Below are 16,262 nucleotides of genomic sequence, written 5' to 3' on the forward strand. Positions count from 1 at the left end.
GCGGCCCTCCCGGCGTATCCGGCTCCGTACGGCAGGATGAGCACCATGCCCAGCGCAGAAGAGACGAGCGTGCACCAGGAGCGGCCGGAAGTGCGGCCAACCCGGCGGGACCCCGTCGCGGTGTCCGGCAGCGAGCTGATCGGCGGGCCGGCCGGCCGGTGGGCGCTCCGCGGCCACAGCGGACAGAATCCCGTCCGGATCGTGGCCCTGGTGGCCATCGGCATGTTCGCGCTCGGCATGGTGCAGAAGATGCCCTGCTACAACTGGGCCTGGTTCCGGGGTGCCGCCTCCCAGTACACCCACGCCTGTTACTCCGACATCCCGCATCTCTATCCCGGCCGGGGCTTCGCCGAAGGGCTCATTCCGTACTTCGACCGGCTCTCCGGGGACATGGAGTATCTGGAGTACCCCGTACTGACCGGGCTCTTCATGCAGGTGGCGTCCTGGCTCAACCCCGTCGGCGGACCGCTGCGGGACCAGGAGCAGGCGTACTGGATCGTCAACGCCGGCACGCTGATGATCTGCGCCGCGGTCATGGCCGTGTGCGCCGCCCGCACCCACCGCCGGCGCCCCTGGGACGCGCTGCTGATCGCGCTCGCCCCCGCGTTCGCTCTCACCGCGACGATCAACTGGGATCTGCTGGCGGTGGCCCTCACCGCTGCCGCGATGCTGATGTGGTCCCGGGGCCGGCCGCTGGCCTTCGGCGTACTGCTGGGCCTGGCGACCGCCGCCAAGTTCTATCCGGTCTTTCTCCTCGGACCGCTCTTCCTGCTCTGCTGGCGGGCCGGGAAATGGCGGGAGTTCGGTGCCGCGATGCTGGGCTCCGGAGCGGCCTGGCTCGCGGTGAACCTGCCGGTGATGATCGGAGCGCCCGAGGGGTGGAAGAAGTTCTACTCCTTCAGCCGGGAACGCGAGATCGACTTCGGCTCCTTCTGGCTGGTCATCACCCAGCGCACCGGGGCACGGATCAGCGCCGACATGGTGAACAACCTCGCCATGGCGCTGATGCTGCTGCTCTGCGCCGCGCTGGCCGTCCTCGCCCTCTCCGCCCCGCGCAGGCCGCGCTTCGCGCAGCTCGCCTTTCTGGTGATCGCGGCGTTCATCCTCACCAACAAGGTCTACTCACCGCAGTACGTGCTCTGGCTCATCCCGCTCGCCGCGCTGGCCCGGCCGCGCTGGCGTGACTTCCTGATCTGGCAGGCATGCGAGGTCATGTACTTCCTCGGGATCTGGATGTACCTCGCGTACACCACCGGCGGAAAGCAGCAGGGGCTGCCCGTGGAGGGCTATCAGGCGGCCGTGGTGCTCCATGTGCTCGGCACGCTGTACCTGTGCGCGATGGTGGTGCGGGACATCCTCAAACCGGAACGCGACGAGGTGCGCAAGGACGGCTCGGACGACCCCTCGGGCGGAGTTCTCGACGGCGCTCCGGACATCTTCGCGCTCGGGCGCGCGGGGGAGTCCGCCTGGGAGCCGGAGGACCGCGAACCGGACGGGCGGACCCGGGTGGACTGGGGGAAGCCGCCCCGGGAGGCCGCCGACAGCGGGGCGCGGGGACCGGCGGAGCGGTAACCGGCGGAGCGGCGGCGGGAGTGTGAACGGCGGAACCCGGTGGCGCGCCATGCGCCACCGGGTTCCGCCGATTCGGGTCCGGGCTCTCTAGCGGTCGACCAGGCGGTCGAACTGCGTCGTGGTGTGGCGCAGATGTGCCACCAGCTCATCCCCCACCCGGGGCTCCTGCGCGTCCGACGGCACGAAGAGGATCGACACCTGCATGTGCGGCGGCTCGGCGAACCAGCGCTGCTTGCCGGCCCAGACGAACGGCGAGAGATTCCGGTTCACGGTCGCCAGCCCCGCGCGCGCGACCCCCTTGGCCCGCGGCATGACTCCGTGCAGCGCCTTCGGGGCCTCCAGGCCCACTCCGTGCGAGGTGCCGCCGGCGACCACGACCAGCCAGCCGTCCGAGGCGGCCTTCTGCTGGCGGTAGCCGAAGCGGTCGCCCTTGGCCACCCTGGTCACATCGAGGACGGAGCCCCGGTACTCGGTCGAGTCGTGGTCGCCCAGCCACAGCCGGGTCCCGATCCGGGCCCGGAACCGGGTCTGCGGGAACTGCTGCTGGAGCCGGGCCTGTTCAGCGGCCTTCAGATGGCTGACGAACATCGTGTGCAGGGGCAGCCGGGCGGCCCGCAGCCGGTCCATCCACCCTATGACCTCCTCGACCGCGTCGGAGCCGTCCGTGCGGTCCAGCGGCAGATGCAGCGCGAACCCCTCCAGCCGGACGTCCTCGATGGCCCCGGTCAGCTGCGGCAGCTCCTGCTCCAGAACACCGTGGCGCTTCATCGAGCTCATGCACTCGATGACGACACGGGCGCCGACCAGCGCATGCACCCCGTCGACGGAGGAGACGGACCGGATGACCCGGTCGGGCAGCGGCACGGGCTCCTCGCCCCGGCGGAAGGGGGTGAGGACCAGAAGATCGCCGCTGAACCAGTCCTTGATCCGGGCGGCCTCGTAGGTGGTGCCCACGGCCAGCATGTCGGAGCCGAAGCGGGACGCCTCGTCGGACAGCCGCTCGTGGCCGAAGCCGTAGCCGTTCCCCTTGCAGACCGGTACGAGTCCGGGGAACTGGTCGATCACGGATTTCTGGTGCGCCCGCCAGCGCGTGGTGTCGACGTACAGGGAGAGCGCCATGGCCGGCCCGGGACCTTTCTGGTGGCTGCGAGGTGTCAGATTGGTGCGCGTGCCCGCGGGACCGGCGAGAGTCGGGACCCGGCGGGATCTACGAGGTTACGTCGTGGGCGCGGACGGCGCCGGAAGCGCCCGCCCCGCCCCAGCGGGCGCGGCCCCGGTCAGCGGCGCGACATATACATGTCGAGCGCCTTGTGCAGCAGCTTGTTCAGCGGGAAGTCCCACTCGCCGACGTACTCGACCGCCTCGCCGCCCGTGCCCACCTTGAACTGGATCAGACCGAAGAGGTGGTCCGTCTCGTCCAGGGAGTCGCTGATGCCGCGCAGGTCGTAGACGGTGGCGCCCATCGCGTAGGCGTCGCGCAGCATCCGCCACTGCATCGCGTTCGACGGCCGGACCTCCCGGCCGATGTTGTCGGAGGCGCCGTAGGAGTACCAGACGTGTCCGCCGACGACGAGCATGGTCGCCGCGGACAGGTTCACACCGTTGTGCCGGGCGAAGTACAGCCGCATCCGGTTGGGGTCCTCGGTGTTGAGCACCGTCCACATGCGCTGGAAGTACGAGAGCGGGCGCGGCCGGAAACGGTCCCGGATCGCGGTGATCTCGTAGAGCCGCTGCCACTCCTCCAGATCGTGGTAGCCGCCCTGGACGACCTCGACGCCGGCCTTCTCGGCCTTCTTGATGTTCCGCCGCCAGAGCTGGTTGAAGCCCTTGAGGACATCGTCGAGCGAGCGGTTGGCCAGCGGCACCTGGTAGACGTACCGCGGCTGGACGTCGCCGAAGCCGGCACCGCCGTCCTCGCCCTGCTGCCAGCCCATCTTCCGCAGCCGGTCGGCCACCTCGAAGGCGCGCGGCTCGATGTGGCTGGCCTCGACATCCCGCAGCCGCTTCACATCCGGGTCCTGGATGCCGGACTTGATCGCGGGGGCGTCCCAGCGGCGGATGACCACCGGCGGGCCCATCTTCACGGAGAACGCGCCCTGCTGCTTGAGATGGGCGAGCATCGGCTGGAGCCAGTCGTCCAGATTGGGGGCGTACCAGTTGATGACCGGGCCCTCGGGAAGATAGGCGAGATACCGCTTGATCTTGGGCAACTGCCGGTACAGCACCAGCCCGACGCCGACCAGCCGGCCCTCTCTGTCGAACCAGCCGAGGTTCTCGGAGCGCCATTCCGTCTTCACATCAGCCCACGCCGGGACCTGGCAGTGGCTTGCCGATGGCAGGGACTGGAGGTAAGCCAGATGCTGCTCTCGGCTGATGGTCCTCAGGGTCAGGCTCATGCGGGGCGCTCCTCGGCAGGTGTGTCCCCATGGGTCAGGGGCTCCGGCTCTCGCGCCGAAGCCTACTGAACAGCTGGAGCACCCCACATGGCCGCAGGTCCCCGGACCGGCCCCGGAGGCCGTCCGGGCGGCCTCCGGCCGCCCGCCGGAGGCACTCGGGGCGGGCGGCCGGGGAGCCGGTTCGCGGCCGTCAGCCGATGACGCCGCCGAAGAGTCCGCCGTGCGCCATCCCCAGGAAGAAGCCGATGGCGGAGGCGCCGAGCCCGACGATCAGCGCGGTTCGCTCGCGGGTGGTGACGGAGATGAACTGTCCGTATCCACCGGTGAGGATCCCCACGAGGCCCGCCCACGAGCTGAGCAGATGCAGATTGTGGAACATCGACGAGACAAAGGCGAGAAGGCCCAGTACCAGCGTCACCGCGACCAGGGTGTCCTGGAGGGGGTGAGGCTTGCCGTCCGTGGCGAAGAGGGAGGTCTGACGTCGCGCTGCCTGTGCCATCTGGCACCTCCTGGCGTTGCCGGAGCGCGGCGCCCGGCGGCTCCGCGCGCACCCGATGCATACAGATTGCGGCCCCTGGCCACCGGATTTCAACCGGACGCACCTGAACAGGTACTCTGGACGGTCTGCACCGGTGTCTGCCCAGGCCAGAAAGCCGATCATCGACGATTGTCGGGATCGGCCGCGGGCCACGGGTTCCGGACACCGCTGCTCACGCATCACGACCCTCCTGCCACGGAACGACCGTGGCCGCTGAGTCCAAAGGAGGTGGGTTCCACATGCGTCACTACGAAGTGATGGTCATCCTCGACCCCGATCTGGAGGAGCGCGCTGTCTCCCCCCTGATCGAGAACTTCCTCTCCGTCGTCCGTGAGGGCAACGGAAAGGTGGAGAAGGTCGACACCTGGGGACGCCGTCGTCTCTCTTACGAGATCAAGAAGAAGCCCGAGGGCATCTACTCGGTCATCGACCTGCAGGCCGAGCCTGCGGTTGTCAAGGAGCTCGACCGCCAGATGAACCTGAACGAGTCGGTCCTCCGGACCAAGGTCCTCCGTCCCGAGACCCACTGAGCTTCCCGCTCAGAGGTCATCGGGTTCGAGTAGCAGCAAGCAGCCAGAAGCAATCCCGCCGAGAGGTTCACCCATGGCAGGCGAGACCGTCATCACGGTCGTCGGCAACTTGGTCGACGACCCCGAGCTGCGCTTCACCCCGTCCGGTGCGGCGGTCGCGAAGTTCCGTGTCGCGTCCACTCCCCGCACCTTCGACCGTCAGACCAATGAGTGGAAGGACGGCGAAAGCCTCTTCCTGACCTGCTCGGTCTGGCGTCAGGCGGCGGAGAACGTCGCAGAGTCGCTGACGCGCGGTATGCGCGTCGTCGTGCAGGGCCGTTTGAAGCAGCGGTCCTACGACGACCGCGAGGGCGTCAAGCGCACGGTCTACGAGCTGGACGTCGAGGAAGTCGGCCCCAGTCTCAAGAACGCCACGGCCAAGGTCACCAAGACCACCGGTCGCGGTGGCCAGGGCGGCTACGGCGGCGGCGGTCAGCAGCAGGGTGGCGGCGGCAACTGGGGCGGCGGCCCCGGTGGCGGCCAGCCGGGCGGCGGCGGTGCTCCCGCCGACGACCCGTGGGCCACCAGTGCTCCGTCCGGCGGCGGTCAGCCGCAGCAGGTCGGCGGGAGCTGGGGCGGAAGCTCCGGCGGTTCCGGCGGCGGCGGCTACTCGGACGAGCCCCCCTTCTAGGGATCACTCCCCCGGGGAAGCTCGTACCCCCACTTCTTGATCACACAGGAGAAACACCATGGCGAAGCCGCCTGTGCGCAAGCCCAAGAAAAAGGTCTGCGCATTCTGCAAGGACAAGACCGTGTACGTGGACTACAAGGACACGAACATGCTGCGGAAGTTCATTTCCGACCGCGGCAAGATCCGTGCCCGCCGCGTTACCGGCAACTGCACGCAGCACCAGCGTGACGTCGCCACGGCCGTGAAGAACAGCCGTGAGATGGCGCTGCTGCCCTACACGTCCACCGCGCGCTAAGGGAGGGGACCACATCATGAAGATCATCCTCACCCACGAGGTCACCGGCCTCGGTACGGCCGGAGACGTCGTTGACGTCAAGGACGGCTACGCTCGCAACTACCTGGTTCCGCGTGGCTTCGCCATTCGCTGGACCAAGGGTGGCGAGAAGGACGTGGCGCAGATCCGCCGCGCCCGCAAGATCCACGAGATCGCGACCATCGAGCAGGCCAATGAGGTCAAGGCCAAGCTCGAGGCCGTGAAGGTGCGCCTGGCCGTTCGCTCCGGCGACGCCGGCCGCCTCTTCGGCTCCGTCACCCAGGCCGACATCGCCACGGCGATCAAGGCTGCCGGTGGCCCGGAGGTCGACAAGCGCCGCGTGGAGCTCGGTTCGCCGATCAAGACCCTGGGCTCGCACCAGGTGTCCGTGCGTCTGCACCCCGAGGTTGCCGCGAAGTTCGGCGTTGAGGTCATCGCCGCCTGAGTGCAGCGAATCGACTGACTGTGGAGAGGGCCGCACCCTGGGGTGCGGCCCTTTTCGCTGCCGTCTTCGCTTTCTCCGTCCGAGCTTTCTCCGTGCTTTCTCCGTCCGATGTTTCACGTGAAACGGTGACTGTACGGGGACGGGCTCAGTGGGCGGCGCCGAGGACGATCCAGCGGCCGGAACGGGTGCGCCACCACAGAGTCACCAGGCGGACGGTCATCATCAGCGTCATCGCCCACCACAGAGCGGTGAGTCCGCCGCCGAAGTGGGGGATCAGCAGCGCGACCGGGGCGAAGACCGCCAGCGTCGCCAGCATGGCCCAGGCCAGATAGGTGCCGTCGCCCGCCCCCATGAGTACACCGTCGAGGACGAAGACCACACCGGCGATGGGCTGGGAGACGGCGATCACCAGCAGCGCGGGGAGCAGGGTGTCGTGGACCGCCGGATCGCTGCTGAAGAGCGGAATGTAGAGCGGGCGCAGAAGGATGATGAGAGCGCCGAGCACGATCCCGGAAACGATGCCCCACTGCACCATGCGGCGGCACACCTGGCGGGCACCCCGGGCGTCGCCGGCACCCAGATGGCGGCCGATGATCGCCTGTCCGGCGATGGCGATGGCGTCGAGGGCGAAGGCCATCAGGCTCCACAGGGAGAGCGCCACCTGGTGGGCGGCGACATTGGTGTCGCCCAGCCGGGCCGCGACAGCGGTCGCGATCATGAGTACGGCCCGCAGGGAGAGAGTGCGGACCAGCAGCGGGACACCGGCCCGTGCGCTGGCCCGGATGCCGGCGGCGTCCGGACGCAGTGAGGCTCTGTGCTGGCGGGCCCCGCGCACCACCACGAAGAGATAGACGGCGGCCATACCGTACTGAGCGATCACGGTGCCCCAGGCGGAGCCCGCGATTCCCCACCCGGCGCCATAGACCAGCCCCACATTGAGCCCGGCGTTCGCGGTGAATCCCCCGATGGCGACATAGAGCGGGGTCCGGGTGTCCTGGAGTCCGCGGAGCACTCCGGTCGCGGCGAGCACCACCAGCATCGCGGGGATGCCGATACTGGAGATGCGCAGATAGGTGATGGCGTACGGGGCGGCGGTCTCGGAGCCCCCGAAGAGATCCACCAGCCAGGGAGCGCCGGGCAGGGTGCCGGCGACCACGAGGGCGCCGAGGAAAATCGCCAGCCAGATTCCGTCCATTCCCTGGCGGATCGCGGCGGCGAGATCGCCCGCGCCGACAGCGCGGGCGACGGCGGCTGTGGTGGCATAGGCGAGGAAGACGAAGACGCTCACGGCCGTCATCAGCAGGGCCGCGGCGATGGCGAGCCCGGCCAGCTGGGCGGTGCCGAGATGGCCGACAACCGCACTGTCGACCATCACGAAGAGCGGCTCGGCGACCAGTGCTCCGAACGCGGGTACGGCGAGCGCGATGATCTCGCGGTCGTGGCGTCGCCGCACTGCCTTCGGTGTCTCCGGGGCCTGAGTCATGGGCTCAAATGTAATCTTCCACAGGTAAGAGATGCAATGCAGCAGGGCCTCTTACATTTCTGCTCTGTGACGACTCGGCCGCAGGCTGTTCGTCCTGATCTTGAGCCGGTTGGGAAAGTTTTTCTCCCCCACAGCCGGTGGATGGAAAAGGTGCAGGTCAGGACATGGGTGTGCGCAGAAATGCGACTTTGTCCACAGTGCTGTCCCCCGGTCCGTGCACAGGTTCTGCCGGGTTCTCCACAGCATCTGGTCACTCATCCACATGGCCTGTGGATAACCAGATTGGCTGACGGTGCGGAGGGGCCTACCGTGGACCGTCGCCCGACGCGCCGGAAGTGGAGTCGGGCCACTCGATTTGTCGGTGCCGTGACGTAGAAAGAGAGCGCACGGCGAGGTCCGCTGAGCGGACGGGAGGAGGTGGCCCGGGTGAGTATTTCCGAGCCCTTGGACGACCCGTGGGCGGCCGAAAGCGGCCCTGGGGATCGCCTCCCCGCCTCCCGCCGGCGCAGTGATCACCGGGGCTCCGGCCGCGAGGACCAGCACGAGCGCGGCAGGGACTCGGACGGCTGGGACGGCGGCACCGGTTTCGAGCGGGTCCCACCGCAGGATCTCGACGCCGAACAGTCCGTACTCGGCGGCATGCTCCTCTCCAAGGACGCCATCGCCGATGTCGTGGAGATCATCAAGGGCCACGATTTCTACCGGCCCGCCCATGAGACGGTCTATACGGCCATTCTCGACCTGTACGCCAAGGGTGAGCCGGCCGACCCCATCACCGTCGCCGCCGAACTGGTCAAGCGCGGCGAGATCACCCGGGTCGGCGGGGCTCCCTATCTCCACACCCTGGTCCAGTCGGTACCCACCGCGGCCAATGCCTCGTACTACGCGGAAATCGTCCACGAGCGCGCGGTGCTGCGCCGGCTGGTCGAGGCCGGGACCAAGATCACACAGATGGGATACGCGGCGGACGGCGATGTCGACGAGATCGTCAACTCCGCCCAGGCCGAGATCTACGCGGTCACCGAGCAGCGCACCAGCGAGGACTACCTCCCGCTCGGCGACATCATGGAGGGCGCGCTCGACGAGATCGAGGCGATCGGCTCGCGCAGCGGCGAGATGACCGGAGTGCCCACCGGCTTCACCGACTTCGACTCCCTGACCAACGGTCTCCATCCGGGTCAGATGATCGTCATCGCGGCCCGTCCCGCGATGGGCAAGTCCACCCTCGCCCTGGACTTCGCCCGGGCCTGCTCCATCAAGAACAATCTGCCCAGTGTGATCTTCTCCCTCGAAATGGGGCGGAACGAGATCGCGATGCGTCTGCTCTCCGCCGAGGCGCGGGTGGCGCTGCACCACATGCGCTCCGGCACGATGACGGACGAGGACTGGACCCGGCTGGCGCGCAGGATGCCGGATGTGTCCCAGGCGCCGCTCTACATCGACGACTCCCCGAACCTCTCGATGATGGAGATCCGGGCCAAGTGCCGGCGGCTGAAGCAGCGCAACAATCTGAAGCTCGTCGTGATCGACTATCTCCAGCTGATGCAGTCCGGCGGCTCGAAGCGCGCCGAGAGCCGTCAGCAGGAGGTATCGGACATGTCGCGAAACCTGAAGCTTCTGGCGAAGGAGCTGGAGCTCCCGGTCATCGCGCTCTCGCAGCTGAACCGTGGCCCCGAGCAGCGCACCGACAAGAAGCCGATGGTCTCCGACCTGCGTGAATCCGGATCGATCGAGCAGGACGCCGACATGGTGATTCTGCTCCACCGCGAGGACGCCTATGAGAAGGAGTCCCCCCGTGCCGGTGAGGCCGACCTGATCGTCGCCAAGCACCGAAACGGCCCCACGGCGACGATCACCGTGGCCTTCCAGGGCCACTACTCGCGCTTTGTGGACATGGCCCAGACCTGAGCCGTTCGCGCGGGAAATCGGCCGGCCGGGGGCGCCCGCCGAGGGCCGGCCCGGCGCCGGGCCGGCGAAAGGGCTGGTGTGCGGGGCCGGCCGGACCGGGTAACGTCTTTGTCATGTTCTTCCAGGTGCCGATTCACGAGTGAGAGCCTGATGGGCTCCTGACGGCGTCCTTCGACGCCGCCGCCCGTCCCCACCGAAGAATCCGCAGACCACTTCACATCACTACCGGGAGAGCCCGTGACCGTGAGCAAGAACATCAACAACCCCGTGGGCATGGGCGGCGGCCAGCGCAAGAAGCTGTCCCGCGCCGAGCGGCAGAACAACGGCCCGCACCGCAACCTCGACCGCCAGGGCGCGGCCGACCAGAAGGCGGAGCTGGTACGCAAGATGCGCGAGAAGGCGGGCGCCGCCGGGGACACCGCGCAGGCGGACGACGACTCCGCACAGGACTGACACACAGCCGCCGCAGGCGGCACCGGACGGCGCAGGGCCCGGACCGCGACACGCGGTCCGGGCCCTGCTGTGTCGGCCGCCGGCCGCGGTGCGGCTCGGCCCCGCCGTCCGGGGTGAAGGGCCGGAGAGATGGTTCCGCGAGGGGCGTAATGCCGGGTTACTCGGTCGACCGGGGGAGGCTGGGCCGATAGGACTGGGATCATGACCTCAGCTCTGATTCCCCTTCTTCCCGCCACGGAGCGGGCCCTGCTTCATCGCATCGCCGTCGCTCAGTCGGACGGGCGGGCGCCGTCATTCGCCGCGGGGGTGGCGCGGGACGGGTATCCGGTGTGGACGGCTGTCCGCTCCGCCGCCGGCGGGCGGGGAGAGTCCGCCGACACGCAGTACCGGATCGGGTCGATCACCAAGACCTTCACGGCGGTCCTGGTGATGCGGCTGCGGGACGAAGGACTGCTCGATCTCCAGGACCCGCTGGAGAAGCATCTTCCGGGGACGGACGCGGGGCACGCGACCATCGCTCAGCTGCTCGCTCACAGCGCGGGGCTGAGCGCCGAGAGTCCGGCTCCCTGGTGGGAGCGCACGCCCGGGTCACTCCGCCCGGAGCTCGCCGATGTGCTCGGCGGGCAGACGCGGATGCACCCTCCCGGGCGGCGCCACCACTACTCCAACACCGGTTACACCCTGCTCGGTTCGCTGGTCGCGGCGGTGCGCGGAGCCTCCTGGGAGGAGGTGCTGCGGCAGGAGATCCTTGAGCCGCTCTCGCTGAACCGCACGAGTGCCCGCCCGGAGGCCCCGTATGCCGATGGGTGGGCGGTTCACCCGTGGGCCGATGCGCTGCTGCCGGAGCCCATGGAGGATCTCGGGCTGATGGCCCCGGCCGGACAGCTGTGGTCCACCGTCGCCGATCTCTGCCGGTTCGGCGCCTTTCTCGCCACAGGGGACAACCGCGTGCTGAGCGTCTCGTCCCTGCGGGAGATGCGCACGCCGGCCGCTCCCGCCGAGAACGGCGAGTCGGAGAGCACCTATGGGCTGGGGATGCAGATCCTGCGGGTGAACGGCCGCACCCTTGTGGGCCACGGAGGCTCACTTCCCGGCTTTCTCGCCGGGCTCTGGGTGAGTGTGGAGGACGGCATCGCCGCCGCCGCGCTGGCCAATGCCACGTCGGGGCCGCTCAGCGCCGTCGTGGCGGCCGAACTCGTGGGAATCGTGGCGGAGGCCGAGCCACGCATTCCGGAGCCCTGGAAGCCGCTTTCAGCGGTCGATCAGGAGCTCTTGGCGCTCACCGGGCCCTGGTACTGGGGAACGTACGCCTTCGGGGTGCGACTGCTGCCCGAGCGTGGGCTGGAGCTTCAGCCATTGCGGGGTGCCGGCCGGGGTGCGCGTTTCGTCGCCGAGGAGGACGGGACCTGGACCGGGCTGGACGGCTACTACGCGGGGGAGACCCTGCGGGTGGTGCGCCGGGCGGACGGTTCTGTCCTGCATCTGGATCTGGCGTCGTTCGTGTTCACCCGGGAGCCCTATGAGCCGGATGCGGGAGTGCCCGGAGGCGTCGACCCGCAGGGGTGGCGCGGGCTGCCGGGCTGATCCCGGGGATGTTTCACGTGAAACGGGATCCGTGGCGGCCAGGTCGGCCTGCGGCACGGCTTCAGGAGGCCGCGGGTACCCGGAGCTTCTCGACCGTACGGACCAGGGGCGCGAGAGCGGGGTTGAGCGCGGCGTCGTCGAGAGCTTCGCGCAGTGCCGTGTCATGAGTGGGCCGCGCCTCGGCGAGAAGAGCCGTGCCGCTCTCGGTCACATCCGTGTAGATGCCCCGGCGGTCGGTGTCGCAGAGATGGCGGCGGAGCAGGCCGCGATCCTCCAGCCGGGTGACCAGTCGGGTGGTCGCGCTCTGGCTGAGGGCCACGGCCTCGGCGACCTGCTTCATCTGGAGATGACCGCCGGGGCCGTTGTGCTGGTGGGAGAGAACCTCCAGCAGGGAGAACTCCCGGACGCTCAGCCCGTGCCCGGTCTCCAGGGCGCGCCCGATGTGCGTCTCGGTCCTCCCGTGCAGCAGGGAGAGGGCGCACCAGCCGTGGGAGAGGGTGGTGAATGCGGGATCGGGCGCGGTCATCCGGTGTTCTCCCTCGGTCTCGATGGCGCGCCCTCAGGGTAGGCGACATCCGCGATATCCCGCGTGTGCAAGCACTTCGCGCGGGTCAGCCGGCGGCGACGGTGAGCGGGGCGAAGCGGCGCCGCCAGTCGCCCGGGAAATCGTCGGCGGAGTGAATCATCATCTCCGTGACGGCGATGGTCTCCATGCCGTGTTCCTTGACCCAGGCCAGCAACTCCCGGTGCCGGATGTCGATATCGGTCCGGAGCGGGCGGTCCGTGCCCGCCGCCAGTGCGGTGATCAGTGCCTGGGCGGTCCCGGAGTCCCGTGCGATGAGCGGCCCGATCACCTGGCTGTCCGTATTGGGCCAGGCTGCCGCGTACCCGGTGAGTTCGCCGTTCTCCTCCGCCACGCGGATGTGGTCCGCGAAGGCGGGCAGCCGGGTGAGGACATGTGTCCGGTCGGCGCCGAAGACCTCGGTGTCCAGCCGGATGATCGCCGGAAGGTCCTCCGCGGTGGCCGGTCGGATCGCCGATGTACCGGCTCCCGGATCCGGTGGCCGGAGGCTGCCGCGGACCATCTCGGCCCGGCCTGTCGAGGTGAAGCCGAGCCCTTCGTAGAGCGGCCGGCCGAAGCGGGTGGCGTACAGCGACATCGGGGTGTCCCCGGCCTCGGTCAGGACCTGGCGCATCATCCGCCGTCCGAGGCCCCGGCGGGCGTACTCCTCGGCCACCAGCATCATGCCGAGGGCGGCGAGCTCGCGGCCGTACGAGGTCACCACGCAGACGGCCGCCAGTCCTTTGCCCGCCGGGCTGTCGATGCCGTATCCGGTGCCCGCCGCCAGCAGCAGGCCCCACTTGTGTTCCTCCCGATGCCACCCCCGGCTCTCCGAGAGATCGGCGCACGCGCTGAGGTCATCCCTGGTGAGGAGGCGAATGGGCAGTTCGGGGAGTGGTGTGGGCATGGGGATCAGGCTTGCCGACGCGGTGATCGTCCGTCCAGTGCTTTGTGGAATCCGGCTGGTGAGTCCACTGGTCCGGTTTCACGTGAAACGGCGTGGTTTCACGTGAAACACCGCAGGTCCGGGAGCGAGCCGCGGTCAGCCGAGGTCGGGTGCGTGCAGGGCGCGGATGCCCTCGATATTGCCGTCCAGATAGTGCCGCAGTGAGAGCGGTACGAGATGTACCGCCGCGATGCCCATCCGGCTGAAGGGGACGCGAACGATCTCGTACTCACCGCACGGCTCGTCGATTTCGGGGCCGTGCCGGCGGCGGGGGTCCATGGACTCCAGCCGGCAGACGAAGAAGTGCTGCACCTTCACGCCGGTCACGCCGTGCTCCGCGATGTGCTCGACGGTGTCGACGAAGCAGGGGACCACATCGAGGATCTTGGCGCCGAGTTCCTCGTCCACCTCGCGGTGCAGGGCGTCGATGACCGTGGTGTCCTCCGGCTCGACACCGCCTCCCGGTGTCAGCCAGTAGGGGTCGACACCCGGTTTGGTGCGCTTGATCAGGATGAGATCGTCGCCATCGAGCAGGATGGCACGTGCGGTGCGCTTGACCACGGGACGTTCGGTCATGGCTAGAAAATGGCCCGTACCGCGCGTTCTGAAACTCCCGATGTTCCTGGGGTCACCAGTCGGCCGCCGCTCGCAGCAGCCACTCATGGGCCCGGGCGATATGCGGCAGGGAGAGAGTGCCGGTCCTGACGACCAGGAAATAGGTGCGCAGCGGGGGGACCGGGGGGTCGAGCAGGGCCACCAGGTCTCCGCGTTCGAGCGCGTCGGCGCAGAGATAACGGGGAAGGACGGCCAGCCCCGCTCCCGAGGCCGCGGATTCCAGTACCGCCCGCAGGTCGGGGGCGATAACGGCACCGGTGGCGGCCGGCCGGGAATCGAAGACGGCGGACCAGTAGCGCGAGACCAGGGGCAGGGATTCATGGACCTCGACCACGGGAAGCTGTTCCAGCAGCACATGGCCGCCGCGCAGCACATCGGGGCCCAGCCGGGCGGCCCAGCGCGGGGAGGCGACCAGGACGTGTTCCTCGTCGCAGAGCGGAGTCGAGGTCAGCAGGCCGCCGCGCGGGCGGGCGGTGGTGATGGCCAGATCATGGTGCCCCGCGGCCAGCCCCTCCAGGGTCTCCTCGGCATTGCCGAACGAGGCCCGCAGCGCCAGCCCCTGTGAGATCAGCGGGGTGAGGGCGGGCAGCGCGCGGAGAGCGGTGAATTCGGGGAGTCCGGCGAGATGGAGGGTGCGTACCCCCGATTCGTCGTCGAGACCCGACTCGGCGATCTCGACCAGGGCATCCAGATGCGGTGCCGCCCGGTGCGCCAGCTCGTCTCCGATGGTGGTCGGTGTGACACCGCGGGCCTGTCGCAGGAACAGGGGCCGCCCCAGCTGTCGCTCCAGGGTGCGTATCTGCCCGGTGACCGCGGGCTGGGAGAGCCCGAGCAGGGCCGCGGCCCGGGTGAAGGAGCCGGCTCGGTGCACGGTGACGAATGTGCGCAACAGGGCCAGATCCATGCCGAGCCCCTTCCGAGCCGAATATGTCCACGGACCGGACAACTATAAATAAGTCGATAGGTTGCTGTCGCTACTGTGATTGGACACTGACGCAGAGTCAACTAGCCTGGGTCGCGCGGTTCTCCGGGGGGATGAACCGGGGCGGTCCGAGCCATGAGGGGGGAGGCTCGGGCCGCTCACCAGTGCATGCGTCCGCCGGCCGGTGCTATCCGGCTGATTCGTCCAGTGCCCGCAGGACATCCGCGACCAGGTCGTCCGTGTCCTCCGCGCCCGCGGAGAAGCGGATGAAACCCTCCGGCACCGCGTCCCCGCCCCAGCGCCCGCGCCGCTCCGCTGAGGAGCGGACCCCGCCGAAACTCGTGGCGTCGTCCACCAGCCGCAGTGCGTCCAGGAACCGCTCGGCGTGCTCCCGGTCCGGCAGGGTGAAGGAGACCACCCCTCCGTAACGGCGCATCTGCCGAGTGGCGACGGTATGCGAGGGATCCGACGCCAGGCCCGGATAGCGCACCCCCGACACCTCCCGGCGTTCGCCCAGCGCCCGCGCCACCGCCAGCGCGTTGGCGCACTGCCGGTCGATCCGCAGCTGGAGAGTGGCCAGCGAACGGTGCGCGAGCCATGCCTCCATGGGGCCCGGGATAGCCCCGACGATCTTGCGCCACTGCCGGACTCCCGCGGCGAGCTCCGCGTCGCGGCAGGTCACATGCCCCAGCAGCAGATCCCCATGACCCGTCATGCCCTTGGTGTCACTGGCCACCGAGAAGTCCGCCCCCAGCTCCAGCGGGCGCTGCCCGAGCGGTGTCGCCAGGGTGTTGTCCACGGCGACCAGCGCGCCCGCCGCATGGGCGGCGGCCACCAGCCGCCGGACATCGGCCACGTCGAGCCCCGGATTGGACGGTGTCTCGATCCACAGCAGCCGCGCGCCGGCCAGTACGGAGAGCTGCGCGTCACCGCCGGTCGGAGCCGTTCTGACCTCGATGCCATAGGACTCCAGCTGCGCCCGGACCAGCGGCAGCGCCTGATAGCCGTCGCTCGGCAGCACCACCGCGTCGCCCGTGCGCAGCTGCGAGAAGAGCACCGCGGAGATCGCCGCCATGCCGGAGGCGAAGACCAGGGTCTCCACCTCCTCGCCCGGAGCCTCCAGCTCCCCGATGGCCCGCTCCAGCCCGGTCCAGGTCGGGTTGGAGTCCCGGCCGTAGGTGTACGGGCCGGTCGGCTCGCCCGGCAGATGGAAATGGGCCGCGAAGACCGGGCCCGGCAGGGTCGGCTCGTACTTCACCGGCTCGGGGAGCCCCGCCCGTACCGCGCGGGTGCCGTCCCCCATGGCTGTCGTGCTGTTCATGGAG

General features: G+C 69.3%; 17 protein-coding genes. 8 read left to right on the top strand and 9 right to left on the bottom strand.

Annotated elements, in window-relative coordinates:
- Positions 1–45 precede the first annotated feature (45 nt).
- Positions 46–1,572: a glycosyltransferase 87 family protein gene (locus AAFN69_RS02855; protein ID WP_347726600.1), complete on the top strand. Its 1,527-nt coding sequence runs from the start codon at positions 46–48 to the stop codon at positions 1,570–1,572.
- 87 nt (positions 1,573–1,659) lie between these two features.
- Here the strand turns inward: AAFN69_RS02855 and AAFN69_RS02860 are convergent, their stop codons facing one another.
- The 3 genes from AAFN69_RS02860 to AAFN69_RS02870 all read right to left on the bottom strand — a co-directional run bounded on the left by AAFN69_RS02860 (position 1,660) and on the right by AAFN69_RS02870 (position 4,467).
- Positions 1,660–2,691 (bottom strand): alanine racemase, encoded by a 1,032-nt coding sequence (locus AAFN69_RS02860; protein ID WP_347726601.1) that lies wholly within the window; start codon positions 2,689–2,691, stop codon positions 1,660–1,662.
- 158 nt (positions 2,692–2,849) lie between these two features.
- Positions 2,850–3,968, bottom strand: a complete 1,119-nt coding sequence (locus AAFN69_RS02865; RefSeq protein WP_347726602.1) for a peptidoglycan bridge formation glycyltransferase FemA/FemB family protein — start codon at positions 3,966–3,968, stop codon at positions 2,850–2,852.
- Between the two features lie 190 nt (positions 3,969–4,158).
- On the bottom strand, positions 4,159–4,467 hold the full coding sequence (locus AAFN69_RS02870; RefSeq protein WP_347726603.1) for a hypothetical protein: 309 nt from the start codon (positions 4,465–4,467) through the stop codon (positions 4,159–4,161).
- Between the two features lie 278 nt (positions 4,468–4,745).
- Here AAFN69_RS02870 and rpsF point away from each other — a divergent pair, with 278 nt between their 5' ends.
- The 4 genes from rpsF to rplI all read left to right on the top strand — a co-directional run bounded on the left by rpsF (position 4,746) and on the right by rplI (position 6,464).
- Positions 4,746–5,036, top strand: a complete 291-nt coding sequence (gene rpsF / locus AAFN69_RS02875; RefSeq protein WP_006604399.1) for a 30S ribosomal protein S6 — start codon at positions 4,746–4,748, stop codon at positions 5,034–5,036.
- A gap of 73 nt (positions 5,037–5,109) precedes the next feature.
- A complete protein-coding gene (locus AAFN69_RS02880; RefSeq protein WP_347726604.1) occupies positions 5,110–5,706 on the top strand; it encodes a single-stranded DNA-binding protein in 597 nt (198 codons plus the stop codon).
- A gap of 58 nt (positions 5,707–5,764) precedes the next feature.
- The gene (rpsR, locus tag AAFN69_RS02885) at positions 5,765–6,001 is read left to right on the top strand and encodes a 30S ribosomal protein S18 (RefSeq protein WP_003956534.1); all 237 of its coding nucleotides are present in this window, start codon (positions 5,765–5,767) and stop codon (positions 5,999–6,001) included.
- A 16-nt stretch (positions 6,002–6,017) separates the two neighbouring features.
- Entirely contained in the window at positions 6,018–6,464 is a 447-nt protein-coding gene (gene rplI, locus AAFN69_RS02890) for a 50S ribosomal protein L9 (protein ID WP_347726605.1), read from the top strand.
- Between the two features lie 145 nt (positions 6,465–6,609).
- Here the strand turns inward: rplI and AAFN69_RS02895 are convergent, their stop codons facing one another.
- Positions 6,610–7,947, bottom strand: coding sequence for an MATE family efflux transporter (locus AAFN69_RS02895; protein ID WP_347726606.1), 1,338 nt, complete (start codon positions 7,945–7,947; stop codon positions 6,610–6,612).
- A gap of 426 nt (positions 7,948–8,373) precedes the next feature.
- On the opposite strand from AAFN69_RS02895, the gene dnaB reads away from it, so the two are divergent.
- From dnaB to AAFN69_RS02910, 3 genes are all read left to right on the top strand, one after another.
- Positions 8,374–9,855, top strand: coding sequence for a replicative DNA helicase (gene dnaB, locus AAFN69_RS02900; RefSeq protein WP_347726607.1), 1,482 nt, complete (start codon positions 8,374–8,376; stop codon positions 9,853–9,855).
- Between the two features lie 237 nt (positions 9,856–10,092).
- Complete coding sequence (locus AAFN69_RS02905) at positions 10,093–10,308, top strand: DUF6243 family protein (protein ID WP_347726608.1); 216 nt, start codon at positions 10,093–10,095, stop codon at positions 10,306–10,308.
- Between the two features lie 201 nt (positions 10,309–10,509).
- Positions 10,510–11,892 (top strand): serine hydrolase domain-containing protein, encoded by a 1,383-nt coding sequence (locus AAFN69_RS02910; RefSeq protein ID WP_347726609.1) that lies wholly within the window; start codon positions 10,510–10,512, stop codon positions 11,890–11,892.
- A gap of 61 nt (positions 11,893–11,953) precedes the next feature.
- On the opposite strand, the gene AAFN69_RS02915 is transcribed toward AAFN69_RS02910, so the two are convergent.
- The 5 genes from AAFN69_RS02915 to AAFN69_RS02935 all read right to left on the bottom strand — a co-directional run bounded on the left by AAFN69_RS02915 (position 11,954) and on the right by AAFN69_RS02935 (position 16,258).
- Positions 11,954–12,418, bottom strand: coding sequence for a MarR family transcriptional regulator (locus tag AAFN69_RS02915; protein ID WP_347726610.1), 465 nt, complete (start codon positions 12,416–12,418; stop codon positions 11,954–11,956).
- 85 nt (positions 12,419–12,503) lie between these two features.
- Positions 12,504–13,361 carry a GNAT family N-acetyltransferase gene (locus tag AAFN69_RS02920; protein ID WP_347726611.1) on the bottom strand — a complete coding sequence of 286 codons (858 nt, stop codon included), beginning with the start codon at positions 13,359–13,361 and terminating at the stop codon, positions 12,504–12,506.
- A 135-nt stretch (positions 13,362–13,496) separates the two neighbouring features.
- On the bottom strand, positions 13,497–13,976 hold the full coding sequence (locus AAFN69_RS02925) for an NUDIX hydrolase (RefSeq protein WP_347726612.1): 480 nt from the start codon (positions 13,974–13,976) through the stop codon (positions 13,497–13,499).
- Positions 13,977–14,028: 52 nt separating this feature from the next.
- Positions 14,029–14,919 carry a LysR family transcriptional regulator gene (locus tag AAFN69_RS02930; protein ID WP_347726613.1) on the bottom strand — a complete coding sequence of 297 codons (891 nt, stop codon included), beginning with the start codon at positions 14,917–14,919 and terminating at the stop codon, positions 14,029–14,031.
- A 205-nt stretch (positions 14,920–15,124) separates the two neighbouring features.
- Positions 15,125–16,258, bottom strand: a complete 1,134-nt coding sequence (locus AAFN69_RS02935; RefSeq protein ID WP_347726614.1) for a cystathionine gamma-lyase — start codon at positions 16,256–16,258, stop codon at positions 15,125–15,127.
- Positions 16,259–16,262 lie beyond the last annotated feature (4 nt).

It is taken from the genome of Streptomyces sp. CAU 1734, from assembly GCF_039888735.1.
In the GTDB taxonomy this organism is placed as follows: domain Bacteria; phylum Actinomycetota; class Actinomycetes; order Streptomycetales; family Streptomycetaceae; genus Streptomyces.